This window comes from Flavobacterium piscis (genome assembly GCF_001686925.1).
Lineage (GTDB): Bacteria > Bacteroidota > Bacteroidia > Flavobacteriales > Flavobacteriaceae > Flavobacterium > Flavobacterium piscis.
The window spans coordinates 444,861-470,604 of the sequence record NZ_LVEN01000042.1 but is presented as its reverse complement, the minus strand read 5'-3'; the positions used below and the strand labels follow the sequence as shown (position 1 = coordinate 470,604).

Annotated in this window: 24 protein-coding genes and 4 tRNA genes; 10 read left to right on the top strand and 18 right to left on the bottom strand. The window is 34.2% G+C overall.

All coding sequences use genetic code 11. The features are described 5' to 3' along the window. Positions 1 to 73: 73 nt before the first annotated feature. A complete protein-coding gene (locus tag FLP_RS19555; RefSeq protein WP_065451154.1) occupies positions 74 to 1,027 on the top strand; it encodes a transketolase family protein in 954 nt (317 codons plus the stop codon). A 605-nt stretch (positions 1,028 to 1,632) separates the two neighbouring features. Here FLP_RS19555 and bamM read toward each other — a convergent pair. Continuing rightward, the gene (bamM, locus tag FLP_RS19550; protein ID WP_065451153.1) at positions 1,633 to 2,787 is read right to left on the bottom strand and encodes a BamM family beta-barrel-assembly machinery protein; all 1,155 of its coding nucleotides are present in this window, start codon (positions 2,785 to 2,787) and stop codon (positions 1,633 to 1,635) included. A gap of 79 nt (positions 2,788 to 2,866) precedes the next feature. Between bamM and FLP_RS19545 the strand changes: the two genes are divergently transcribed. Both FLP_RS19545 and FLP_RS19540 read left to right on the top strand, forming a co-directional pair. Beyond that, complete coding sequence (locus tag FLP_RS19545) at positions 2,867 to 3,256, top strand: RNA-binding S4 domain-containing protein (RefSeq protein ID WP_065451152.1); 390 nt, start codon at positions 2,867 to 2,869, stop codon at positions 3,254 to 3,256. A gap of 97 nt (positions 3,257 to 3,353) precedes the next feature. Next, positions 3,354 to 3,854 (top strand): phosphoribosyltransferase domain-containing protein, encoded by a 501-nt coding sequence (locus tag FLP_RS19540; RefSeq protein ID WP_065451151.1) that lies wholly within the window; start codon positions 3,354 to 3,356, stop codon positions 3,852 to 3,854. On the opposite strand, the gene FLP_RS19535 is transcribed toward FLP_RS19540, so the two are convergent. Further along, complete coding sequence (locus FLP_RS19535) at positions 3,846 to 4,364, bottom strand: shikimate kinase (protein WP_065451150.1); 519 nt, start codon at positions 4,362 to 4,364, stop codon at positions 3,846 to 3,848. The two genes, FLP_RS19540 and FLP_RS19535, sit on opposite strands and share 9 nt — an antisense overlap. A 127-nt stretch (positions 4,365 to 4,491) precedes the next feature. Between FLP_RS19535 and FLP_RS19530 the strand changes: the two genes are divergently transcribed. The 3 genes from FLP_RS19530 to FLP_RS19520 all read left to right on the top strand — a co-directional run bounded on the left by FLP_RS19530 (position 4,492) and on the right by FLP_RS19520 (position 4,801). Continuing rightward, positions 4,492 to 4,564, top strand: a tRNA-Lys gene (locus FLP_RS19530). A gap of 39 nt (positions 4,565 to 4,603) precedes the next feature. Continuing rightward, a tRNA-Lys gene (locus FLP_RS19525) sits at positions 4,604 to 4,676 on the top strand. A gap of 42 nt (positions 4,677 to 4,718) precedes the next feature. Further along, positions 4,719 to 4,801 (top strand) — tRNA-Leu (locus FLP_RS19520). 99 nt (positions 4,802 to 4,900) lie between these two features. On the opposite strand, the gene FLP_RS19515 is transcribed toward FLP_RS19520, so the two are convergent. The 14 genes from FLP_RS19515 to FLP_RS19450 form a co-directional block, all read right to left on the bottom strand. Continuing rightward, entirely contained in the window at positions 4,901 to 5,773 is an 873-nt protein-coding gene (locus FLP_RS19515) for a helix-turn-helix domain-containing protein (RefSeq protein WP_065451149.1), read from the bottom strand. A gap of 46 nt (positions 5,774 to 5,819) precedes the next feature. Beyond that, a complete protein-coding gene (locus FLP_RS19510) occupies positions 5,820 to 8,075 on the bottom strand; it encodes a TonB-dependent receptor (RefSeq protein ID WP_065451148.1) in 2,256 nt (751 codons plus the stop codon). 103 nt (positions 8,076 to 8,178) lie between these two features. Continuing rightward, positions 8,179 to 9,447 (bottom strand): hypothetical protein, encoded by a 1,269-nt coding sequence (locus tag FLP_RS19505; RefSeq protein WP_065451147.1) that lies wholly within the window; start codon positions 9,445 to 9,447, stop codon positions 8,179 to 8,181. Between the two features lie 188 nt (positions 9,448 to 9,635). After that, positions 9,636 to 10,913, bottom strand: a complete 1,278-nt coding sequence (locus FLP_RS19500) for a RidA family protein (protein WP_065451146.1) — start codon at positions 10,911 to 10,913, stop codon at positions 9,636 to 9,638. 110 nt (positions 10,914 to 11,023) lie between these two features. Continuing rightward, positions 11,024 to 11,914 (bottom strand): urea transporter, encoded by an 891-nt coding sequence (locus tag FLP_RS19495; protein WP_065451145.1) that lies wholly within the window; start codon positions 11,912 to 11,914, stop codon positions 11,024 to 11,026. 24 nt (positions 11,915 to 11,938) lie between these two features. Further along, positions 11,939 to 12,640, bottom strand: coding sequence for a hypothetical protein (locus FLP_RS19490; RefSeq protein ID WP_065451144.1), 702 nt, complete (start codon positions 12,638 to 12,640; stop codon positions 11,939 to 11,941). A gap of 9 nt (positions 12,641 to 12,649) precedes the next feature. Next, positions 12,650 to 13,435 carry an urease accessory protein UreD gene (locus tag FLP_RS19485; RefSeq protein WP_065451143.1) on the bottom strand — a complete coding sequence of 262 codons (786 nt, stop codon included), beginning with the start codon at positions 13,433 to 13,435 and terminating at the stop codon, positions 12,650 to 12,652. Beyond that, positions 13,435 to 14,073 (bottom strand): urease accessory protein UreG, encoded by a 639-nt coding sequence (gene ureG / locus FLP_RS19480; protein ID WP_065451142.1) that lies wholly within the window; start codon positions 14,071 to 14,073, stop codon positions 13,435 to 13,437. Before ureG ends, FLP_RS19485 begins: the two co-directional genes overlap by 1 nt. 28 nt (positions 14,074 to 14,101) lie before the next feature. After that, entirely contained in the window at positions 14,102 to 14,794 is a 693-nt protein-coding gene (locus FLP_RS19475) for an urease accessory protein UreF (protein ID WP_065451141.1), read from the bottom strand. After that, positions 14,787 to 15,299, bottom strand: a complete 513-nt coding sequence (gene ureE / locus FLP_RS19470; RefSeq protein WP_065451140.1) for an urease accessory protein UreE — start codon at positions 15,297 to 15,299, stop codon at positions 14,787 to 14,789. Before ureE ends, FLP_RS19475 begins: the two co-directional genes overlap by 8 nt. 68 nt (positions 15,300 to 15,367) lie before the next feature. Next, entirely contained in the window at positions 15,368 to 17,089 is a 1,722-nt protein-coding gene (ureC, locus tag FLP_RS19465) for an urease subunit alpha (protein WP_065451139.1), read from the bottom strand. A gap of 1 nt (position 17,090) precedes the next feature. Beyond that, complete coding sequence (gene ureB, locus FLP_RS19460) at positions 17,091 to 17,459, bottom strand: urease subunit beta (RefSeq protein WP_065451138.1); 369 nt, start codon at positions 17,457 to 17,459, stop codon at positions 17,091 to 17,093. An 11-nt stretch (positions 17,460 to 17,470) separates the two neighbouring features. After that, positions 17,471 to 17,773, bottom strand: a complete 303-nt coding sequence (ureA, locus tag FLP_RS19455) for an urease subunit gamma (RefSeq protein ID WP_065451137.1) — start codon at positions 17,771 to 17,773, stop codon at positions 17,471 to 17,473. 297 nt (positions 17,774 to 18,070) lie between these two features. Continuing rightward, complete coding sequence (locus tag FLP_RS19450; protein WP_165606698.1) at positions 18,071 to 18,445, bottom strand: hypothetical protein; 375 nt, start codon at positions 18,443 to 18,445, stop codon at positions 18,071 to 18,073. A 610-nt stretch (positions 18,446 to 19,055) separates the two neighbouring features. Between FLP_RS19450 and FLP_RS19445 the strand changes: the two genes are divergently transcribed. From FLP_RS19445 to FLP_RS19435, 3 genes are all read left to right on the top strand, one after another. Continuing rightward, positions 19,056 to 19,128 (top strand) — tRNA-Lys (locus tag FLP_RS19445). A gap of 793 nt (positions 19,129 to 19,921) precedes the next feature. Then, entirely contained in the window at positions 19,922 to 20,734 is an 813-nt protein-coding gene (locus FLP_RS19440) for a helix-turn-helix domain-containing protein (RefSeq protein WP_065451135.1), read from the top strand. A gap of 80 nt (positions 20,735 to 20,814) precedes the next feature. Further along, positions 20,815 to 22,479, top strand: a complete 1,665-nt coding sequence (locus FLP_RS19435; RefSeq protein WP_065451134.1) for a serine hydrolase domain-containing protein — start codon at positions 20,815 to 20,817, stop codon at positions 22,477 to 22,479. A gap of 132 nt (positions 22,480 to 22,611) precedes the next feature. On the opposite strand, the gene FLP_RS19430 is transcribed toward FLP_RS19435, so the two are convergent. Beyond that, positions 22,612 to 23,310 (bottom strand): hypothetical protein, encoded by a 699-nt coding sequence (locus FLP_RS19430; RefSeq protein WP_065451133.1) that lies wholly within the window; start codon positions 23,308 to 23,310, stop codon positions 22,612 to 22,614. A 2-nt stretch (positions 23,311 to 23,312) separates the two neighbouring features. Next, positions 23,313 to 24,299 carry a hypothetical protein gene (locus FLP_RS19425; protein WP_065451132.1) on the bottom strand — a complete coding sequence of 329 codons (987 nt, stop codon included), beginning with the start codon at positions 24,297 to 24,299 and terminating at the stop codon, positions 23,313 to 23,315. Between the two features lie 366 nt (positions 24,300 to 24,665). Here FLP_RS19425 and FLP_RS19420 point away from each other — a divergent pair, with 366 nt between their 5' ends. Continuing rightward, entirely contained in the window at positions 24,666 to 25,610 is a 945-nt protein-coding gene (locus tag FLP_RS19420; RefSeq protein ID WP_065451131.1) for a DUF4421 family protein, read from the top strand. Positions 25,611 to 25,744: the final 134 nt, after the last annotated feature.

The following is a 25,744-nucleotide window of genomic DNA, read 5'->3' as shown; positions in this document are numbered from 1 at the left end:
AAAGCTATAAGCTTTAAGCAGTAAGCTTTATGCCTATTGCCTACAGCCTATTGCGTACAGCAAAAAGACAAAAATGAAAAAATATACAAATACAGGAAGTAAAGATACTCGTTCAGGTTTTGGAGCGGGAATGACTGAACTAGGTCAAAAAAACGAAAAAGTAGTAGCACTTTGTGCTGATTTAATTGGATCATTAAAATTTGATGATTTCAAAAAAAATCACCCGGAGCGTTTTTTCCAAATTGGTATTGCAGAAGCTAATATGATTGGTATCGCTGCAGGTTTAACAATTGGAGGAAAAATTCCTTTTACAGGAACTTTTGCCAACTTCTCTACAGGAAGAGTTTACGATCAAATTCGTCAATCTGTTGCTTACTCTGATAAAAACGTGAAAATTTGTGCATCTCACGCAGGTTTAACATTAGGAGAAGACGGAGCAACACACCAAATCCTTGAAGATATTGGCTTAATGAAGATGTTACCTGGAATGACTGTAATTAATACTTGCGATTACAATCAGACTAAAGCGGCTACATTAGCATTAGCAGATCATCATGGTCCTGCTTATTTACGTTTCGGACGTCCGGTTGTGCCTAACTTTATGCCAGCTGACGAACCTTTCGTAATTGGAAAAGCAATTTTATTAAACGAAGGAACTGATGTAACTATTGTTGCAACAGGACACTTAGTTTGGGAAGCTCTTATCGCTGCAGAAGCATTAGAAGCAAAAGGAATTTCTGCTGAAGTAATCAACATTCACACTATTAAACCTCTTGACGAAGAAGCGATTCTAAAATCATTGGCAAAAACTAAATGTGTTGTAACTGCAGAAGAGCACAATATTCTTGGAGGTCTTGGAGAAAGCGTTTCAAGAGTGTTAGCTTTAAACAATCCTGCTCCACAAGAGTTTGTTGCTGTAAACGATAGTTTTGGTGAATCTGGAACTCCAGAGCAATTAATGGAAAAATACAAATTGAACAACCAAGCGATTGTTGAAGCTGTAGAAAGAGTAATCAAAAGAAAATAATTTTTAGATTTTCTTACTTTATATCAAAAACCCCGAAATCACTTTCGGGGTTTTTACTTTTATACCAATACCAAATATTAGCATAAAAAAGCAGATCAATAGAAACAAAGCTGCCGGACTCGAAACTGAAATAACAAAATTCAATATCAGACAAATTTGATTTCTTGTATCAAGAGACTGAACTAATATTTGATGATGCTCCCCAAAGCATCACAAGTATAAGTTGACAGAAATCACTACTACTCTTATTAGACTCATCGTTTGTTTCTATTTTGCAGCCTCTTATTTATCAAACATGATCTATATCGCAATAAGCATCTAACAACTGGCCAAATACTCCTCACTAATCTTTAATTTCAAGAAGTCCTCAAGAACTTTTGTTAATTTCATTTTTACGATTTGATCATTACTCTTACAAATCTACCATTATGATTCAGATATTCATTACGGGAAAACGTAAAACGGTAAATTATTTTCTAAATAAACCACTACAAGTCAATAAATTAATTCCAAAAAACTGCACTTTTCAGTACAAGAGAAATTTTTGAACACAAAAAAAACCCCGAAATCACTTTCGAGGTTTTAGTTTATTATCAATCAAAAAGTCAATTCTTTTTAATTGGATATGTTTTATCAAGATGAATTCTTAATCGTCCTGAAGCCGTATAGTCTTCAGGTACAAAAGTTCCATTCGCCCCTGTTGGTTTTCTAGGAATTCCTCTAGGCTCAAATTCATTTGTATTTGGCGTAGCAGGATTATCTTCTCTAGCATCCCAAGGATAATAAAATCCGGTTCCGTAATTTATATAAACATCACCAACTTTAACTATACCTATTTGATTTGTTGGTTTTGTAATTTCGAATCTTGTAGTAAAACCATCACCATCATCATCAAAATCAACAAAATCAGCTATTCCATCTCCATCTGTATCATCAATTAAATCAGTTGGCGGTTTCGGATATTTAGTTGTATTTCTAAAATCATAAACATAACCGTCACCATTTACATCTTCCAAATAATCAGGAACACCATCTCCAAGAATAACAATTCCTCCGGTCGACGAAGAAATACTATATTCATTATCCATTCTTTGCAAATCAAACAACTTAAAACTAAACACTAGGCAAGAATATGCAGGACCATCACTACCTACAGTACCGGCATAATAACCTAATCCTGACGGCAAAAACATAACTCCCGCACCATAATTATCATAACTAATAACACCCGTCGCTACATCTGTTTTAGAAGTACCAGTTTTAAACTGAGGAAAAATCTCTGACCAACCCTCGATCACACTACCTTCAGGTGAATATGCAAATAAGTTAAAAGTCTCTGCATTTCCATAAGAACTATCAAATACTTTTCCATTCAAAAAATTACCTGTGTAAGAAGCAACAATTCTATCTGTATTCATAGGAGCACTTCCTGTTCCTTGTCTTAAAGTTAAAAAATACACTTCATAAGTAACATCATTACTATAAACCTTTCTTGTTTGCAAAGGATATTCCTTTTGATCCCAAATGGAAACTTCTGTTCCTCCTGCAGGAATTTTTTCTATTACGATATCAAAATTAGGAGTTACTTCCTTAATATAATTAGTCTTTAAATACTTAACAATAGAATCATTATCTGCTTTGTATTGTTCTTTATAGTCCCTTAGAGGCACAGTCACAACATCGTCATCATCACTTTTATTACAAGACACAATCGCTATTCCTGCAAGTAATAAAATAAAATAATATTTAAATTTATTCATTATTGTTAATTTTTTAAGTGCGCAAGATACAATATTGATTTATTTTTGTAAAGAATTTAACTTTGAATTTAGAAAAATTATGCGAATAGATAAATACTTATGGTGCGTACGTTATTACAAAACCAGAAATATGGTTACTGAAGCTTGCAAAAAGAACCATGTTACAGTAAATGGGCAGGTTGCCAAACCCTCGAAAGAAGTTTTTCCAACCGATAAAATCACTTTTAGAAAAGATCAGATCACACAAATTATAACGGTTCTCGATATTCCTGAAAGCCGTGTTGGTGCAAAACTGGTAGATATATATAGAAAAAATGAAACACCAGCTGAAGCTTATGCACATTTAGAATTATTAAAACTATCTAAAGAGCATTATCGCAAAACCGGAACCGGAAGACCAACTAAAAAAGACAGAAGAGATATCGACGAATACGGAAATGATATTATTGATGATGAAGAAACTGAGTAAATTCCAAATTTTACAAATCCCAAATTCCAATCAAAAAATCTGAAATCTAAATTCTAATATCTAAAATTCTAGTTGTATTTTAGCAAAAAAATAAATCATGAGCAAAAACATCATCTTAACAAATCAGGAAATCGAACATAAAATAAAACGTATCGCCTATCAGATATACGAAACATTTGTTGACGAAGAAGAAGTTGTTATTGCCGGAATCGCATCTAACGGATCTATTTTTGCGCAAAAAATTGCTTTGGCACTAAGTACAATTTCGACACTTAAGGTTTCTCTTTGCGAAGTGAAAGTCGACAAACAAAATCCGCAGTTGCCTATACAGACTTCTTTAACAAAAGAAGAATACGAAAACAAAGGATTGGTACTTGTAGACGACGTCTTAAATTCAGGGACTACTTTAATTTATGCTGTTCGTCATTTCTTAGACGTTCCGTTAAAGAAATTCAAAACAGCAGTGCTTGTAGATCGAAATCATAAAAAATATCCTGTAAAGGCCGATTTTAAAGGAATTTCGTTATCTACCTCTTTATTAGAGCATGTTCAGGTTGTTTTTGATGACAACGGTGATAATTATGCTTTTTTAAGCTAAGATTTCCAGAATATCCTGAACTGTTTCATCGACAGCTTTATTATCAACCGAAACTTTATGTTGCGCGTGATTATAATAATAGCTTCTGTCGAACAAATGCTTTGCGATAAACTCTCTCATTTCCTCTTCATTCATATTAGCAATTAGCGGACGTTTGCTTTTGTTATGAATTAATCTATTATATAAAGTGTCTATTGAAGCTTTTAAATAAATCGAAGTAACATCATCTCTTTTTAATAATTCATGATTATTGGCATAACAAGGCGTTCCTCCGCCTAAGCCTATGATGCTGTTTTCTGAAGACTGAAGTAATTCCAGCAACATTTCGTGTTCTAGTTTTCTAAAATGGATCTCTCCAAACTGCTCGAAAATCTCGTTTATCGATAAATTTGCTTTATTTTCGATACATTTATCTAAATCCAGAAACGGAATATTTGTAATTTTTGACAAGTTTTGGGCAATTGTTGACTTTCCGCAGCCCATATATCCTAATAATATAATCTTTTTCATTTTAATAAGAACCTAAAAATTAAGGTGTTGTAAATTTTGATTAAAAAAAGACAAATTTATAATAAATAAGCTTGCAAATATCAAAAATAACTCCTTATATTTGCACCCGCATTCAAGGAAAGAATATGACTCGATAGCTCAGTTGGTAGAGCACATCACTTTTAATGATGGGGTCCTGGGTTCGAGCCCCAGTCGGGTCACAAAATTTGTGATTTACAAAATACTTTTCTTGATAGCATGACTCGATAGCTCAGTTGGTAGAGCACATCACTTTTAATGATGGGGTCCTGGGTTCGAGCCCCAGTCGGGTCACAAAAGGTCGAGTATTTATTTACTTGACCTTTTTTTATTTTAGGCCACGTGGAGAAACGGTAGACTTGCCATCTTGAGGGGGTGGTGCTCGTAAGGGCGTGTGGGTTCAAATCCCACCGTGGTCACAAAAAAACACTCGAAACGAGTGTTTTTTTTTGTTTTGTATTAAATTATTTTTTGAATATAGTATTAGCAGGATAGGTTTTTACCAGGAGAATATCATTTTATTTAAAAAATTGTATTCTATATTCTTTAGGGGTGATTCCTGTAATTTTCTTAAAAAGTTGCGTAAAATGTGAAGCTGTGTGAAAATTAAGCTGGTAAGCAATTTCAGCAATATCTTTACTGGACTGAAGAAGCGCTTTGCTGTAATTGATATCCATTTCGTTGATCCATTGTTTGGGTGATTTCTGAGTTATATTTTTCACACATTTATTAAGGTAATTTTCTGTAACAGATAGTTTATCGGCATAAAATGTTACTCTTTTTTCATCTCTGTGATACTTGAACAGAATATCCCGAAACTGAAGAGACAACTCCATGGGACGAGTAGCTGATTTATGATGACTATTAGTATCTGTACTTAATATTTTCACCAAAATAAGATGAAGCATAGTAATAATTATCTCGTTTAAATTCAATTCATTAAGCCATAACTCCTGCTCCATAATGGTAAGCAATTGTTTAATTGTTTCGTAAGTAAGACTATCCAAATTTAGGAAAGGAGGCATAAAAAAAATGCTGGTTTTATGTTTGGGTAATTCCTGTTCGGATACAATATTATTTTCATAGGCTAAGAAAAAACCTTCGGCATCATCTGATAATTCTATGGTCGCTGTAATTGTTCCTTGTTTGATAAAAATAACATTTCCTTTTTCTACATTATATTCTTTATTCTCCAGATATTGTTTAATATGTCCGTTGGTGATAAACAGAACAAAATTAAAAGTGGTACGGTATGGAACTACGGGCATAAGAATACCTTTTAGATAATCTTCGAGCCTGTAAAGCTGTATATCGGCATTATTAGAAAGTATTTTTTCTGTAATATTAGGAAGAAAAAGTTTCTTATATTGAAAATTAGAAAGTGTTTCCATATTAATATACTATTGAAAATCGTGTAAATTTAATACTTAGTTTCATTTAAAATTTATAAAATACTCCCATTTTTATTCCAAAAGGGTTTCCCGGAGTATAAGTAATATCAGTAATTGGTGCAGCTTCATTTTTCAGTTGCGTTTCTGTAGCGAATTGAGCTTCATTCCATTTTACATTAAACAAGTTATTGATTTGCATATTAGCCCCCCATTTTGCACGGTTGTAAAAAAATATCAAATCATTTACAAGGTAAGGTTTTGTTTTGAGACTATTGTCCTCAACTGCAGGTCTTTCACCTAGATAACGATACTGTAATCCTATAGAAAAGCCTTTCATGAAATCCCAATTTAAAGATCCGGTACTCGTAATTACGGGTGCTAACGGAATATAATCTTCTCCTTTTGGTTCCTCCATTAATCGGGCATGAGAATAATTAACATCAGCATTTAAATATAGATTTGGTAATGGCTGGTAGCGAATACCTAAATCAAATCCATAACGTTTTGATTTACCCGACGGTTCTACTACAGCATCATCACCTACGTAAACAAATTCCTGTTGTAGAAATAAATACCATATCGTTGGTGTAATAATCAATGATTTCAAAGGATGAAGTCTCGTTCCGAAATCAGCTCCTATAGAATATGGTAATGTATTAAGCCCGTTTTGTGGAATTACAACCCTCATATCATTAGAGTGAAACCCCATGCCTGTTTTTAATAACCACACAACTTTGTCACTGGAAGCATAAGAAAAATTAAGCTTAGGACTCAGTCGGGTTGCTTCTGATGATTGTCCCGATGGCAATTGCTCCTGATCCAGTAAATCATGCATATTAAAAATAAAATGATCCAGTCTTAGCGCCGGAGCAATAGTCCATTTTCCGGTTTTCCATACCAATTCTGAATAAGCGTGCAAATTGGTTTCTACGCCGGTAACATCCATTTTTTTATTCAACAATAAATCTCTGTGATAAACATGATTCAGCTGCAAAGTTTGAATATCGTCATTTCGGAATCCAATTCCGGATATCAATTCTAAAGAACTATTAGAAAAGATGAAATTTTTGACATGTTTAAATTCACCGCCATAAATATTTCTGCCATCTTTTTGTTGAATTTCATCTCCGTGAATAGGATCATTTAAGAAAAATGTAAAATCAGAATAAAGATTAAAATTATACTTAGAATACCAAGCCATCGCTTCAATATGCTCTGATGGAGAAATGATATGTTTAAAATTCATCTGAACATTGGTACGAGAAGTACTTCCTCCTTCGGTAGGATCAATACTTCCCCAACGATCAATAATTCCTTGATTAATGGCGCGTTCCGGATTTTGTCCTGAAGCATTCCAGGAAGAATTAAACGTAGAAAATTGAATGTTGAAATAATCATTATCGGTTATCCACTGGTTGTATTTTCCAAAGATATTAACTCTGTTGAAATTTTGTTTTACATCAAAAGGCCCATCGGTGTAATTGTATTCTGTTGCTAAATAGAAATTTTTCTTGTTGTCAGGATCGTTTATGATATTGAACATTCCCAGAATTCTTTTCGTATTAAAAGAACCTGCTTCGAGTTTAATCATACTGTTTTTCAAAGCCCCATAAGTTTTAAAATCTACATAACCCGCAGTATTAAAATCTCCTCTGTCAGCGTAGTAGGCTCCTTTTCCAAAATCGATATTATTGATGGTTTCGGGAATCACAAAATGCAGATCTGAGTATCCCTGACCGTGAGCATGTGATACAATATTTACAGGCATTCCGTCTACATTTACACTAACGTCCGTTCCGTGATCTGCATCAAAACCTCTTAAAAAAATTTGTTCTGCCTTTCCACCACCGGCATGTTGGGCAATAAACAAACCAGGAACTTTGCGCAATAAATCCTGAGCTGAGTTTACCGGAAATTTATTAAGATCAACTTTTGTGATATCTGAAAGAAATGAATTGTGGTTAATAATTATTTCGGAAATCTCAATAGGCTTGCGCTGAAGAAAAATGACTTTGTTTTCATACTCAGTAGTGCTATTAACAGCCAATTTCTGCTGATCATATCCCTGATGACTAATTACAAGTGTATCCGGAAAGGATTGAAAGTGCAATTTGAACGAACCATCTTGTTCTGAATGGCTATGTGTGTTTCCGTGATTGTATTCTATCAAGACATTACCTATTGGAAATTTACTGTCTGTATCTTTAAGGAAAGCTTTCATTTCACTTTCTTTCTTCTGTGCTACAGCTGCTACACTTATCATTAAGAGAAGGAAAACTATTGTATTTTGAATTCTTGTCATTTTGTTTTTTAATATAATCTACAAAATCTGCTTGTAAAAGCTTCAAGCAGATTTTCTAGATTATTATGTTTAATGTGACTCAAAAGTCTATTATTAGTAAAAGCTAGAATCCAACCATCATGCCTACAGCAATACGATTAACTGTAGAAGTTTGTGTATTGGTATTGATGATCTGTTTCGCGCCGGCATCATATTCTAAACCTATTAAGAAGTTTTTGGTGATATCATACATAGCATTGATAGAAGCAGAAGGCAAAGCAATTCGCGTATTCGAATTCGAATTATTGTTAACAAAATCTGCCGTTGAATTATCATTTATAACTTTACTGTTTACAAGCGAAACAGGAGTTGCATTATACGTCATGGTAGTATAACCTACAACTAAATTAGAATGCAGCCTTTTCTTTTCTCCAAAGTAATATTCTAAGCCTGCAGAACCTCCATAAATAGGCACTGTTTTAAAGTTACCATTCTGGTCATAAATGGCGTCATACATATTTCCTGCACCTCCATTACCAAACAAGGCACCGGATAAAGTATAAGAACCTCCTATACCAGAACCAATAACAGCCTGAGCCATAAAATAACTCTTTTCATTGAGCATCGTTTTGTAATTGGCATTAACGCCCCATCCCATTGTCATAGTATTATCATTTGTGTCTTTTTCATAACGAAGCGTACGTCCCATAACAGCTAAACGTAAGTAACCTGTTTGGTCATGCAGTTTTTTGGTAAATGCTACAATTGGATCTACAGAAAATTGACCGGGAGTAACTCCACCAGCGATTTTAAGATATTCAGAAGAACTTTCGACACCACCTTCAAACTTCCATGATTTGTCGGCACCAAAATCATTGTAATATTTGACCTGTAGATGACGCGCCCATGTTCCACTATTAGGTCCTTCCCAATCCAGCGTATTGTACCAACTTGGAACACCATTACCAAAGAAAGTCCAGTCCTGACCAATATGCCAATGATTGTAATCGACGTAGGCTACCCTTAATTGTAAGTTACCGCCTGCGCCGGGAGCGCCCCACCATTGCGCTTCAACATAAGTAACTAAAGGACCTTTTGAGAATCCATTATAGATAGTCTTCCATGCCAACTGTGTTTGATACATATTAAAACCTGCATTTTTCTGATCGATTTTATTGTAAGGATCAGCTGAATTTAGGTTGATTGACTGAGAATTCATGTCATTACCTCCTAAATTTAAGTATCCATTTAATTTTAAACGAGGAGAAAACTCCATTTCATAAAGCGATTTTCCATCATCTGTTTTTTGTTGAGACGGAAAATTAATTTGTGCTTGTGCTGTGTAACAACCAGTAACAACCAAAAATAAAAATGCGAATTTACTATTTTTCATAATTGTTTTATTTTAAGTATAAGGTGATTTGATTTCTGAATTCAATAAGAAAAAACCGTACTTGCCCGATGCTAAATACTTTTTTAGTTTTTTTTTTGGAATAAAAAATTACTTAAGAAATAAAGCAGAAGGGTAAGGGGGATAATACCATTATCGCCCCTTTTATAAATTATATTTTGAGTTGAATGTTACGCTTTTAGAGGTGTTCCTTCTGCATTTGATACCACTACATCAATTTGGATTAATGCATCGTTTTGTAATGCTGACACGCCAACTGTTCTTCTTGCAGGAATACCCCCTGGGAAAAATGTTGTATAAACCTCATCTACAAGTTCGCTATCTGTGATGTTTTTAAGGAAGATATTAACCTTAACTACATCTTCTATACCATGTGAAATACTTTCTAAAATTGCTTTGATGTTTTTTAAACATTGTTCTGCCTGCTCTTTTACACCTCCGGCTATCATTTTACCCGTTTTTGGGTCGATTGGCAATTGAGCTGAAATGTGATTATAATGAGAGAATGCTACGGTTTGCGTAGAAAGAGAATTTTTTGGCGCATTTTCAGTATTGTTTGCGTTGATGACAATTCCATGTCTGTCTTCGATAGCTTGAGGAGGTGTTCCGTCTCCGTGTGACACTACTGCTTCAATTTGTACCAAAGCATGCATAGATAAATCCGAAACGGCCACGATTGTTCTTGCAGGAACATAAGCTACAGCCCTTGCAATAGCAGAATCAGGAAAAAATGCTGTATAAACCTCATCTACAGCTTCAATGTCTGACAGGTTTTTAAGAAAGATATTAATCTTAACAATATCATCAAAAGGAACATCAATACTGTTTAAGATTGCTTTGATGTTTTTTAAACATTGTTGAGCTTGCTCTTTTACACCTCCTGTTATCAATCTGCCCGTTTTTGGATCGATTGGTAATTGAGCTGAAAGATTATTATAATGAGAGAATGATACTGTTTGTGCAGACAAATTACTCAAAGGTGCATTTGCCGTGTTATTAATAAGTTTGATTAGATTACCTGCCTGTGGTGCATTTGGAATTGTACCCTCGCCATTTGAAACAAGTGCTTCAATTTGTACTAAAGCATTCAAAGGTAAAGCAGCAACTGCAACTGTAGTTCGTGTTGGAACATAAGTAGGGAAGAATGTTTTATAAACTTCGTCTACAGTATCAACATCCTTAATGTTTTTTACGAATACAGTGATTCTAACGACATCATTCATAACATGATCGATGCTCTCTAAAATGGCTTTGATATTTTTAAAGCATTGTTCGGTCTGTTCTTTTATACCGCCAGCTACTATCTTACCAGATTTTGGGTCGATTGGTAATTGAGCTGATAGATTATTATAATGTGAAAACGCTACAGTTTGTGAATATGGTCCGATATTTTTTGGAGCATTCTCGGTATTTCTAGCTACTAATGAGTTTATTTTATTTGATGCCATTTTGTTTATTTATTTTAATAATTTGAGTAATTTTTAGATATGCATTCTGCTATCCCAGCAAGAAATACATGATTATTTGAATTGAATGATGTTGTAAATTGGGGATGCTTTTAGTTTTGTTTTTTAGTAATAAATAATCTCTGAATAAGTAATGTAATACACGTTCCTACCACAAACGGAAAAGTCAATACTCCGCCTACCTCAGTCAGGATGTTATGATCAATCAGGAAGTCATCAATAGCAACTGTAATCAAGACTGCGATTAATACCCACAACCCGTCTGTTTTTTTGAAACCTGAAAAAACAATAGCAGAAAGTACCGCGTTAAAACCGAATAATCCCATATGAATACCTTCAATTGATTCGCCATCCATATATGAAAAATAAGCTCCCAATAAAGATCCTACAAGGCCATACAAAGCTGCTGCGGGAGAACTGATAAAAATTGCGATAAAGAAAATAACTCCTGATAATAATCCTCCTTGAAAAATGACCTCCCCAAAGCCATTTATGGGTGTTATAAATTCGCTATAGGCAACATTTTCCGGTTTTGCGCTAATCATTTCCGAAGGTGGGATATCTGTAAAGTGATGCAATACAAAAACACATACCCAAATAATAACAATGAATGGAAATGTAAACGCCGGAATTTTTTTGCTAATAAAAAAATGCTGAATTATACTTGCCAGTGCGCCACCTAAAACAATAAGAATCCAAATTAATATTGTAGTCTGAAAGAAAAAAGACAAAGCCACTCCCACCAAAGCTGCACTAAAACCATATAATCCGGCATTAATTTCCGATTTGTCATAATCCAGTTTCATCGCTGTAAATGTTCCGGCACTTGTAGACAACAAAATAGCAACACCTCCTTGCCAGCTTCCTAAAAAAATACCAATAAGAAATAAGATTCCTGTCCATTTGTTTTCCTGAAGCATAATTTGCCCTATTCCCTTTAATACATTATCGATAAAAGGAATTTTTGTGAAAATTTTATCCATTTTGAATTGTTTTTTGTTTTGATTTTACCATCCTAAAAAGACCATTCCAATGCCGCATATAGTGACTACAGCACCACTTACAACACTCATATAGCGTTCTAGTTTGTCGGTCTTAAAAAAAGTTGAATATCCGTATCGTCCAAGTAAAACCATGCCCAGCATCGTTGCGACAGTTGTAAGTGCAAATGGTACTACTAGTGCAACAATTTCGGTCACGGAACGATTTAATCCCGAATAAAAAAGAAGTGGTGTAAGTGGTTCACTTGGTCCCATCACAAAAATCATGAACAGCACAAAGGGTGTTACTTTTATTCGGCTTTGAGGCATAACGACTTCGCCGTGATTGTGTTCATAAACATAAACATCACCTCCCAGTACATCAAAATGCTTGTGAGGTTTATTTTTTATGGTCTGAATCATGCCATATAGGAGATAGATTACGCCAAAAAGAAGCAATGCCCAACCCGAAATGTTGCCTCTGATTTCCTGAAACCATGAAAATTTATTAAGCTGCCATCCCATAAAAACCCCGATAGTTCCTAGAACCAAAGAACTAAAAACGTGGCCAAAACCACAGACAATTGTAAGTAGAATTGTTTTGCTTTTGCTCCATTGTTTAGATTTCGACAAAACAATAAATGGCAAATAATGGTCTGGTCCTGATGCGGTATGTATAAAACTTATAGATACAGCACTCAGTATTAATGCCCAAATAGTACTATTCATAACTAATTTTTATTCTAATTCCCAAAGGATTTCCTGAACCTTGAGGAAAAAATTATACATTACTTCACCACCATTTCCCAGTGTTCTAATAACGAATCCGTTATCTTCCATTGCCGAAATGCCGATTTCCATCTCACTTTGAGATTCTATAATAGAATAGATAGTTTCTACTAAGAGATTTTTATCCACATTTTCTTTCGTGCTATAAAAGATAAGAGTTCCCTGATGCGTAAATTCTTCCAGATTTCCTATGCCGTTTATCGGAATCAGGTCAGGTTGGATAAGTACATTGTCCTTTACAACCAATTTGTTTTTGTGATAAATCTCTGTAAGATTCTGAAAACGTCTCAATTTAAAAAGCTCACCATAATGCTTTCTTCCACAGGTGATAATCTCACTGATGATTACCTGACTGTTTGTACCAATACGGATTTCGGCTTTACTTTTGAAATCAGAATTTTCATGAGGAACCACCGGATGTGGGACATAAGCAAAAGAAGTATCATCCTCCATCGAGATAGTAAGCTGCTGCACAGCGTCAGTTTTCATATTAAATAATCTTTGATATGATTGTGACTGCAGCTGCAATGCGGCTCCTTTTTCTAAATCAACATCCAGTTGGTAACGGTCACCGCATAAAATTCCCGGTGAGCTACTCATTACAATTTGATAAAGCTTATTGTCGGTTTTGCGTTGTCCTACTGATACTACACGAAAAGGAGGAGAAACATAGAGGTCTTTTACATAGGAGCTTCCTTGTTTATAACCTGCTATAATATGTAAGCGACTGTTCATTATCTTACTAAATTCGGTTCTTCACAATCTTCCAGTAAAGCATATTTTTTAATCCAGCCTATAATTTCCGACACACCAACATCTGTTTTAAGATTTGAAAATATAAAAGGAGCTCCTTTTCTCATTCTTCTTGCGTCGTTTTCCATCACTTCAAGACTTGCACCCACATAAGGAGCCAAATCGATTTTATTGATCACCAGTAAATCTGATCTTGTGATACCTGGTCCTCCTTTTCTTGGAATTTTTTCACCTTCGGCAACATCAATTATAAAAATGGTCACATCAGCAAGATCCGGGCTAAAAGTTGCTGACAGATTATCTCCGCCACTTTCGATAAAAATCAGTTCAATATCTGAAAAGCGGTTTGCCAATTCATCTACTGCTTCAAGATTCATACTTGCATCCTCGCGAATAGCGGTGTGAGGACATCCTCCTGTTTCTACCCCAATAATACGTTCATGAGGCAAAAGACTGTTTTTGGCCATAAATTCTGCATCTTCTTTCGTATAGATATCATTTGTAATTACGCCAAGATCATATGTTCCGTATAAGTGTCTGCTCAATCGTTCTAATAAAGCAGTTTTTCCAGAACCTACTGGTCCGGCAACTCCTACTTTTATATATTTTCTATTTTTCATTTTTTTATAAATTATTTTTCATTTTTAATTAAGACATGTACAGTCTTGAATACAGTCTTTCATGCTGCATGCAACGAATGTCAAAAGAGGTATTGCATAGTCCCACATACTCTCGCTCTAATGTTATGGTATCCTGTGCCGTTTTTTCCATTATCGGATACAGACGGAATAAAATATCCTGTCCATCCAATTGTCCAAGTGGTACTAACTTTACAGCATTGGTAATCATTCCGGCGGTAGAAGTGTAGTAAAACCCAAAAAGAGCTTCTTGCAAAGGGATTTTTAACAGGCAGCAATACATTCCAAAAACAATACAGTAATGAGAATTTGCATCGCCATTTCGAACCGCTTCTTCATAAGCTTCCATAAGCTGGAAATTCTCATGCCTTTTGAAGATCTTAATCAAACGCAATCCCAGTTTCTGGCTTGCCTGACGAATTTCTCTCGGACACTTTAAAGCGTTACATTCCTGATCCAGATCTAAAATGGCTTTTAAATCATTTGACGCAGTAGCTTCGTAGGCCAATTTTACAAAAGCACCGTCGTTGTACTTGAGATTATACTTAAGCATGTTTTCTACAAACTCCTGTGCAGTTGCTGCGTTGTGTACAATTTTGTTTTGTATAAACGTTTCAAGTCCGCTGGAATGAGAATAACCTCCAATAGGCAATGTAGGATCTGAAATATGCAAAAGGCTGGCTAAAAATTTTATATTATTCATCTTTTGGAGCTGCCATTTTTAGGATTTTAGTAAAAATTGTCGAACCCAAACTTGCATGTCCGTGCGGTTCTACATTCGATTTTAACAGATTCAGTAATTTCACGGATTGTTTTTCGGGTTTAAAACCGCTCACTTCCAGCCATCTGAACATTGGCATTTCAAAAGGTAACAACACTTTGTCTTCTTGTATAAAAAGCGGAATATGTTTGTTTCCAATTTCATAACACACTGTTCCCATTTCGAGCATTGAAGACGGAGAAATAACAATAGTTTCTGTTTCCAGAATATTGACCACAATTATTTTCTCTTCATTTTCAAAAAGAATATCTCCTTCTCGAAGGCGTTGTCCTTCTCTAAGGAATTTAATGGCAATATCTTCTCCCTGACGTGTTTTTTTACGTTGAATCCTCTTTGTCGATTCGAACCATTCTAAGTCGAGATAATCTATTGATCGCCCGTTAATTGTACTATTCGAAATAGTCCCTAAAGTTTCACTGATGGTCATCGTTTTTTATTTTTAAATAAGACCTAACAATTTTTAAAAATCTGTTAGGTCTTAAATTTTTACTACTATTAAAATAAATAATACAATTGAGTCAACGGAAGCGTTTCTGCCGGCTCACAAGTAACATGTACACCATCTACCGTTACATGATAGTTTTCAGCATTTACTTCAATTACCGGTGTTTTATCATTATGGATAAGATCTTTTTTAGAGATGTTTCTGCAATTTTTTACAGGAAGAATCATTTTTTCCAGCTTGTAATCAGCAATAGATCCATTATCAATCGAAGCCTGAGAAACAAAAGTTGCACAAGTGGTGAATTTAGCACGACCATAAGCTCCAAACATATTTCTGTAAATCACAGGTTGCGGCGTAGGGATAGACGCATTTGGATCGCCCATTTTTGCAGCAATTACAAAACCTCCTTTTACAATCATTTCAGGTTTAACACCAAATAATGCTGGTTTCCAGATCACTAAGTCAGCTATTTTACCTGGCTCAATAGATCCAACATAGTTAGAAATACCGTGAGCAATAGCAGGATTAATAGTGTACTTGGCTACATAACGTTTTGTACGGAAGTTATCATTTTGTGTATTTTTATCTTCCTCTAACTGACCACGCTGATCTCTCATTTTACTTGCCGTTTGCCATGTTCTGGTAATTACTTCTCCGGGTCTTCCCATAGCCTGAGAATCAGAACTCATAATACTGAATACTCCCATATCATGTAAAATATCTTCGGCAGCAATAGTTTCAGGACGAATACGGGAATCAGCAAATGCTACATCTTCAGGGATATTTTTACTTAAATGGTGACAAACCATAAGCATATCAAGATGTTCGTCTATTGTATTAACCGTATAAGGACGTGTAGGATTTGTAGAAGCAGGCAATACATTTGGATACATTGCAGCTTTGATAATATCCGGTGCATGTCCGCCACCGGCACCTTCAGTATGGAAAGTATGAATTACTCTTCCATTAATAGCTTTCATGGTGTCTTCCAGAAATCCACCTTCGTTTAAAGTGTCAGTATGAATAGCCACCTGAACATCATATTTATCCGCTACTTTAAGTGCAGCATCAATTGTTCCCGTTGTAGCTCCCCAGTCTTCGTGAATTTTTAAACCTAAGGCTCCTGCTTCAACTTGTTCTTCAAGTGGTGCTTCTGCTGAGCAATTTCCTTTACCAAAGAAGCCTAAATTCATAGGAAATTCTTCTGCAGATTCCAACATTCTCTGAATATTGAATTTACCCGGCGTACAAGTCGTTGCGTTTGTTCCGTCATTTGGTCCCGTTCCTCCGCCAATCATGGTTGTAATACCACTATAAAGAGAAGTTTCAATTTGTTGTGGGCAGATATAATGAATGTGTGTATCTATTCCTCCGGCAGTTACGATATAACCTTTACCACCATGAACTTCTGTAGATGCACCGATAATCATATTAGGAGATACTCCATCCATTGTATCTGGATTTCCTGCCTTGCCTATAGCTATGATTTTACCATCTTTGATTCCGATATCTGCCTTTACAATTCCCCAGTGATCAATAATAGTTGCTCCGGTGATACAAAGATCTAAGACATCCTGATCTCTTGTACGTTCAACATTTTGCCCCATCCCGTCGCGAACCGTTTTCCCACCTCCAAAAACAGCTTCATCGCCATAATGGGTAAAATCTTTTTCGATTTCGATGATGATGTCAGTATCTCCTAATCTTATTCTGTCTCCAGTAGTTGGACCTAATATATTAGCATATTGCTTTCTGTCTACATTTAAGCTCATGTTATGAATTTTTAAAATTTAATTGATTCGCTTTAGCTAAACTTTCTTTTTTCGTAGTATCAGAATCTATCAATCCGTCAACAAGATTATTAAAGCCCATTGCTTTTTTGTTTCCGCCAATTGCGACAAGTATTACTTCTTTTTCCTCTCCCGGTTCAAAACGAACAGCCGTACTGGCAACAATGTTGAGCCTTTTTCCAAAAGCCTTTTCACGATTAAAACTCATCGCTTTATTCACTTCAAAAAAGTGAAAATGAGAACCTACCTGAATCGGGCGATCTCCTGTATTGGTTACTGTTATTTTTACAGTCTCTCTGCCTTCATTGCAGATGATTGTACCTTCTTTTACAAAAATTTCTCCTGGTGTCATAATAATTGGGATTAACGGATTGGATCATGTACTGTTACTAACTTGGTTCCATCAGGAAAAGTGGCTTCAATCTGGACATCATGAATCATGTCAGCGACTCCCGGCATTACATCATCTTTTGTTAGAATCTGAGCTCCTTCGCGCATTAGCTCGGCAACCCTTTTGCCATCTCTTGCGCCTTCCAGTAAAAAATGACTAATTAAAGCCACCGCTTCCGGGTAATTCAATTTTAGACCTCTGGCCTTTCTTTTTAGAGCAAGTTCTCCTGCTGTGTGCAACATGAGCTTCTCAATTTCTCTTGGTGTTAAGTGCATAATTGTTTTTATTTAAAATTAGATTTATCGTATTATTTATCTTGTTAAAAATTTAAAAAAGATAAAATGAATGTGTAAAGCAAATATTTAACTTATAAGCGATTCATTTATAGTTTGATACTATTAATAAAAATTACAAGGAGTACTACCTATAATAGTTTTTGGTTTTGACAGCATATTCGGCAAATTAGTCGTAAAACGCTAACGCTTGAATAAACTTAGCAACTTGCTCTTTAGCAAAAGCAAAAGTTAAATTTTACCAGTTATTGTAAACTTATAAATGAAGTCTGAAAGAAATTAACAACTTGGAATTCGTAGAGAATGAAATAATATATATCGGGGTAAAGTGATATACGAATAGTTATGAGCGGCTATAATAACCGGCTGCGTAGAATAAAAATGAAGATTTAAAGCATAAGTACTCCATTCTTCCGATACTATATTAATATCAAATAGTGGTTGATTCAAATCATCATCGATTGCAAGTCTTTCTTGAATATCGAGCAAATCAAAAACACCAGCCGAAATTTGATTATTAGTTTTTTGTGAATATGTACTACTATTAGTTTTGACTAGCAGATGATTTTCACCTTTAAGCATAAAGAAAACACCAAAAAAAATTGTGAAAAAGTAAATGGCATAAAGCCCAATTGATCTTTTTTTTGCTCTCATTATCATAGACGCAAAGTTATATTTGTTACTATCAAAAAGATCACTTAAAATAGTCAAAATCGGGACAAAATATAAAAATATAGTTTTTTAGCCGCGGGGCATGATTTTTTGAATCATAAAATACCTATAACCTATTTTTAATTTATTGATTATAAAAAATGTATGCTGTTCTCAAATATCTATTATTTTATAATTTTTGAGTTGTAATTCTGAACATAATTATCCGTTTGGAGTAAAGCTCCGTCAAGTTTATTATAATCTTACTTAAAGATGCTGTCTAAAAAATAAAGATTTAAAAAAACAAGAAGGAATGATTTAAAATATTTTATACAAAGCACAATAGAAGAAATAAATTTGCGTGAAAAAAGCAGAAAAGTAAACCTCTAAATTTTCCCGGGAAACTTTAAATCTTTCGATAAATGATTCAAAACCTACACCAGCAACGTAACAAAAATTAAAAACACTAAAAAACATTTTATTTTATTTTGTTTCTTCCTCTATTTCAATCCATTAATTCAAAACAATACATTTACATTAAATTAACTTGAAAAAAGGTAGTGCTATTTAAAAAATAACTCCCTATATTTGCACCCGCATTCAAGAAAAGAATGACTCGATAGCTCAGTTGGTAGAGCACATCACTTTTAATGATGGGGTCCTGGGTTCGAGCCCCAGTCGGGTCACAAAAAGGTCAAGTATTTATTTACTTGACCTTTTTTCATTTTAGTTCAGGTTAAAAATAGCCGAATTGAAATCAACTTAAAGAGGATCAACACGAAAACCTGTGGATATAGAAAAAATTACCACGGAGAACGCAAAGTTTTTTAAATATACTAAGTTTAGAAAAAACACAAAGTTCACAAAGCTTTGTGGACTTTGATTGTGTAAACACTACTTAAATCTTAGTGAACTTTGCGAATCCCGATAGCTATCGGGATTGCGCTCTCTGCGTTAAAAAATAATTAGGGAATATAAAATTTTTAATGTTTCTCCACAACATTCAGTGTAGATACGTCAATCCTAAAACCTCTGAAGCAAAAAAAAATACCGCAAAGTTCGCAAAGCTGTATATTGATTTAGCTTTGCGAACTCTGTGTTAAGACATTATTAGATAAAATCTTTGTTTCTCTGCGGTAAAAAAACAGTCAGCAGCTGTAAGCTGCTCCACAACATTTAGCGTTGATCCCTTAAAGACTTCTAAATAGAAATTGCAGGCGTAATATTGATTGTACGATCAATTCCTATTACCTTGCACCTTCAACCTATCCTATTTCAATTTATTGAGCTATAAATAATTACCCCCCACACAACAAATGAATGTTTAGCTAAATTGAACCCACTTAAAATTCAACAATTTTTGTAACTTTTTGCAATTAAGTTCTTCTAATTAAGGAGAATCTTTCCTTTTTTAATTCAATATGTTTTAATTCAATTGAAATATTTCAGTCCCGAAAAAAGAAGTTAATACAATTAATTATGAAACAGCTACAAAAAGGCACATTTTACGGACAAACCAATGAAACCATTGCACTGGACGGAATAACATTGACAGATACCGTTTACACCCATAGTAAAGTAGACTGGCATTATCATGAGAATGCTTATTTTACGTTTATTCTTGAAGGCAATGTTATAGAGGGAAATAAAAAAGAAGTCTACAATTGTACTCCGGGAAGTTTGCTTTTTCATAATTGGCAGGAACCACATTACAACATAAAACCTGACGGATTTACGAGAGGTTTTCATCTCGAAATCGAAAAACATTGGTTTGACACTATAGCACTATCTGATGATAATTTGCAAGGAAGCATTAATATCTCAAAACCGGAAATCAAGTTTTTAATGTATAAAGTTTTCAGGGCTGCAAAAATTGAAGGTACCGCCGTAGATTTCTCAACCCAAACTTTACTGATCGAAATTTTATCAAAACTAAGTGCACATAATAATTCTTTACTACACAAAAATCCAAAATGGGTACAGATTATCGATGAAATCCTTCATGACCAGATTGGAGACACAATTTCATTAGATTATTTATCTAAAATAGCCGGAATACATCCTGTTCACTTGTCAAGAGATTTTTCTAAATACTTTCACTGCACTTTAAGCGAATACATGAGAAAATTGAAAGTTGAAAAAGCACTTTCCCTTCTTTCTTTACAAAAACAATCCTTAACTGAAATTGCTTACGAATGTGGATTTTCTGACCAAAGCCATTTTACCAGATGCTTCAAAGAGGTAAACGGATTAAATCCTTCTGCACATTTAAAATTACTTTTAATGAAATAATGCAAATGTTAATCTTGTACAATTTTTAATGCTGCCAGCAGAATAATTTTACACCTCGATCAAATCAATCAATCAAAAATATGAAACGAACATTATTTCTACTTGCAATCAGCCTTTTGTGCTTAACTAGTTATAGCCAAAATGCAGATCTATTTAAAACCGAAGGAATTACCGGAGAACTTCATCAATCAAACATCGGGAAAGTTACTTTTATGGATGGCAACATTCCATTAGATCAATATAAAAAAACCGATTTTCTTGAGTCATTCAACCTTACATATAAATCAAATCTTAACATCAGGATTTTTCTGGATAACTCAATAACAAACTATTTACATCAATTAGCTCCCAATTTATCGGCTGAAGAACTTGTAGAAATGGGTAATCTTCAGTTTGCTTTTTATATTGACAATAAATTCATTTATAAAGATAATATTAACCCAGGCTGTAATTTTGGGTACGGTAGCAGCAAAGACACCTCTAAAACATTAAGAATTCCGCTTACCAGCTCAAAAGCCGAAAATCTTTGGGCTTTGCACATGTGGGACCGTTTTAAACTTAATGGCGGCGAAAAAGCACTCACAAACGGAACTCACAATTTAAGAATTGAAGTTAGACCTTATATTATCACCAACAAAAATACCGAAGCAATAGTTGGAACCTTAATCGCAAAAGGGCAAATTAAACTGATCATAAAAACTCCTGAAGTGACTGCCAAACAAATGGAAATACAGCCAATATTGCCCAACAGCGGATGGGAAGTTTCTGATTTTCAATTCGACAAAAAGAAAATCGAATTACTAAATAAGGAAATTGCTTCATACAATCTAAAAGAAATAACAAGCGTTGTCGCCATTTATGATGGTAAACTTTTAATAGAAGAATATTTCAATGATGCCGCCAGAAATACCTTGCACGACACTCGTTCGGCAGGAAAATCTTTTGCTTCGACACTTATGGGTGTAGCCATAAATGATGGATATATTAAAAATGAAAACCAGACACTTAGTTCTTTTTATAACTTAAAAGACTATGCAAATTATAACATAAAAAAAGACAGTATAAAAATAAAAGACCTGCTCACTATGAGCTCTTCATTTGAAGGATCTGATGCACATAGCGAGTCACCCGGAAACGAAGAAAACATGTATCCTACAGATAACTGGGTCAAATTTACGCTGGACTTGCCTACTGATCCTACTAAAACTAATGGAGCCAAATGGGATTATTTTACAGCAGGCGTAGTGCTTTTAGGAGATATTCTGGATAAAAGTGTTCCGGGCAGACTAGAAAAATACGCCGATGAAAAACTTTTCAAACCTTTAAATATTACGAATTATCAATGGCAATATACGCCGCAAAAAGTACCAAATACCGCAGGCAGCCTTCAAATGACTTCGCTGGATTATGCTAAATATGCACAGTTATATAAAAATAATGGTGTATGGAATGGCAAACAAATACTTCCCGTAAATTGGGTCGAAAAAACCTTTACAAAACAAATTCAGATTCCTGAGCGAGACAATCAATTCTACAGTTATTTGTTTTGGAATAAAACAGTCAATTACAAAGGTAAAAATTACGAAACCTACTACTGCGCCGGAAATGGCGGAAACGAATTTATAATTTTTAAAGATTTGCCGCTGGTAGTCATCATTACATCAAAAGCTTTTAACAAGCCTTACGGACATGCACAAGCAGACAAAATAATTCACGATTATTTATTGCCGGCGATTTTAAAATAAAATTGTCTGTTTGATTTTATAATTCGCACCGAAAAGCATAAACCATTAAAAAAGGTAAAACACACAGTATGTTTTACCTTTTTTTAATACCAACAGTAAGTCAGGCAAATTATAAATATTCAACATAAAGCCTTACTCCTGCTTAAATGCTTTCAAACTTCCGTCATCATTAAATTGTATCGAAAATCTTTCTCTGCTCCCATTTATACTCGAAGGATACCAGCGCATCTTATTATCCCAAATAGAAACATAAGCACTCGTAAGAGGTTTTGCTCCTTCTATTTCTTTTGCTTTCTCATTGTAAGTAGCCGTTACTTTGGCAACATTTACAAACTTAATTTTATTAAGTGAAACCAAACGCTTTTGTACCTCGTCCCTAACCGATAACTGAAGAGGTTTTGGTTCAGACCACTGACCTTCTTTATAATTATAAATATCCACATATTTGGGATTTGTTGGATGCTGAAGCATAACATTAATGAGTCCGTCATTATAAAAATACAGCGTCGAATAAATAAAAATCTCTTTTCCGGCATATTGAGGCAATTTTCTCAAAGACTCTTCTGCTTTTTCTAATCCTTGTATGTCAGTCAAAAGATCAATACTCTTACCTTCAGTATGCGTATGGGTTACAGAATGTGTTTCGAGTGCTGTTTTTATAATTTGCTGAACATCAATCTGAGTGTTTACCGTCGTTTCCGGCACGGGACTTTCTTTTTCTTTTTCAACTAACGTATCATTCGGCTTAAAGGTCTCATCGATAGTTTTAGTTACCTGTTCACAACTTAACAAAAGCTGACAGCAAATTAGTAGTATAGTTAATTTTCTCATTGCTAATCTATAGTATTTAAATCGCTTGCAAAAGCAATTTTATTTGGATTTTCCGGCAGATAAAAAATTTCTATTTTTTCCTGTTTGGTAATATCGAGTTCAAGAAGCCTGATTACTTTTTTCAGACTATTGCGATGAACATGATGTTTGTTATCTGTGTACTCGAGTTGAAAAAGAATCTCGGGCTGATCATTAATATAAGTTCCGGTTTGGCTTACTTTAATCAATTTAGCCCAGGTTTTTATTCCCTTAAACTTGATCATTGATGAACTGCCATTTAATACTGTAAGCTTACTATAAATAAATTTTAGAAGATATCTAAAAAACAAAAGCACCATTGGACACACAATCAGCGGATGACCAAAACTTATAAAACGCCAGCCCATACCATAACTTTCGATTCGGTACGAATAAATATAATAACCAATTACTCCAGCCACAAATACCAGCCAGCCTAATACAATAAATGCTATCCTCGCTATATTTAAACCCACTTCGGTATTGGCAATAATAAAGTGCGGAGGCTCTTTGGCATCTCTGTCGAGTATTAAACTTAATTTTTTTCCCGCTTCAAAACGACGTTGATGAGGTTTAGCATCCGTAATAACGGTCTTACTTGTAATTTCTGTATCAGCCAGGTTTTTAAATGATAGTTCAAGTTCATAGGTATTGATTTTTTCATTGGGTTTAGATGTTTTTACAGCGCTTAAAATTTTTGCTTCGCGCGATACTCCGCCCGACTTTAGTTTTTCTATGTTTCTTTTTGAAATAAAAATCTGAAGAATCCATTTGTGGAAATAACCAATTAAAACAATCAACCAAAGAATTATCGAAATCGAAACTATAGCCAAAGCCAGCCACGGATTTTTATCTTTCAGCGTAGTTACATCAAATTCACTATTAACGCTATAATAGATAAGCATTGGAAATGGAATTGTAAAAAACAACATATAGAGCGCACCAAAAGCAAGGGCAAAATTTTTTCTCATTCCTTTTAATTATTATTGGGGTTACTAATTAAAACGTTTATTTTTAGAAAAAAAAACATTCCTTTTTCTGAGTATATCTATCTATTACAACATTGCTGTACAAATAGATACCAATCAAATTTACATAAAAAATTATAGCAGAAAAGAAATTAGAATAAAATCTCAACTAAGAAATGGCTCCCTTTTTAAATAAAATTATCGTTTTATAAAAACAAATAGAATAACTCTAAAACACATTTTATTTACATTAGATTATAAATTTTGTAACTAAAATCAATTCATTACGTCTTATTTTTAACCCCTGTAAACCTTTTTAATCGGTTTTTCTAAAATACTAAGAGGCCTTATTTTCCGTTTGACATCCTAATGAAATTATATTTTTCTTTTTTGCTCTTTTTTTTCCTTCCTTATTTTTGCGAGGCGCAGATTGACACAACGTATATTAAACCTTTTGACAATAAAGTCTCTCTAAGAACTTATCTATCGATGAAATTTATTTCGATGGAAAAGGAAACAGATGGAGAAATTAAAAATTTCATGCCCAATACACCGATGAGTTTAGGTTTTGGAGTTGCTATAAAAAATACCATAATCGATTTAAGCTACGGTCACAGTTTGAGTTTCCTGAAAGATGATGAAAAAGGAAAAACCAAAGCACTTGATTTTCAAATTCACCATTACGGGAAAAAGTTCATTATAGACCTTTTTATACAAAAATATCATGGCTTTTATACTTCAGATCAATCGGATAAAAACACACAATTATATCCTGACTTAAATATTCAGCAATATGGCGCTTTTGGCCAATATGTTTTTAATAATAAGAAATTCTCCTATAAAGCCGCTTTTAATCAAAACGAAAGACAATTAAAATCAGCCGGAAGCTTTTTGCTTGGCGGAGGAGTATATTTTACCAAAATAGGTTCTGACAGCTCTTTTGTACACAAATCTAAAAATTCATTACGCAATTTCCAATTCGGAGTAAGTGGAGGCTATGCTTATACCTGGGCAATTAACAAAAGATGGTTTACCAGCGGATCAGCAACTATGGGGGTAAACTTTGGTACTGAAAGAATAAACGATTTTGGCAAACAAAAGATAGAAATCTACCCTACATTTTTCCCAAGAATATCTGTTGGTTATAATAAAGAAAATTGGTCTCTTGGCCTATCATATATCAATAACCTTATATTTTCTTCTTTCTCAGGCAATGACACTAACAACATTGCTTTATCTTCAGGAAATTTACAAATTGGATATATCTGGAGGCTAAATTCCAATCCGTTTGTTCGTAATAAGAAATCAGATTAAACAATCTTTTTCTAACAGAAACAAAGATCTAGTTTCCAATGTTTTAACACAACAAAAAACAAATTATCCAAAAAGAATAAATTAAATAATAGTTATTTCACAAAAGAACTTTCCCAACAAAACAAAACTTTACT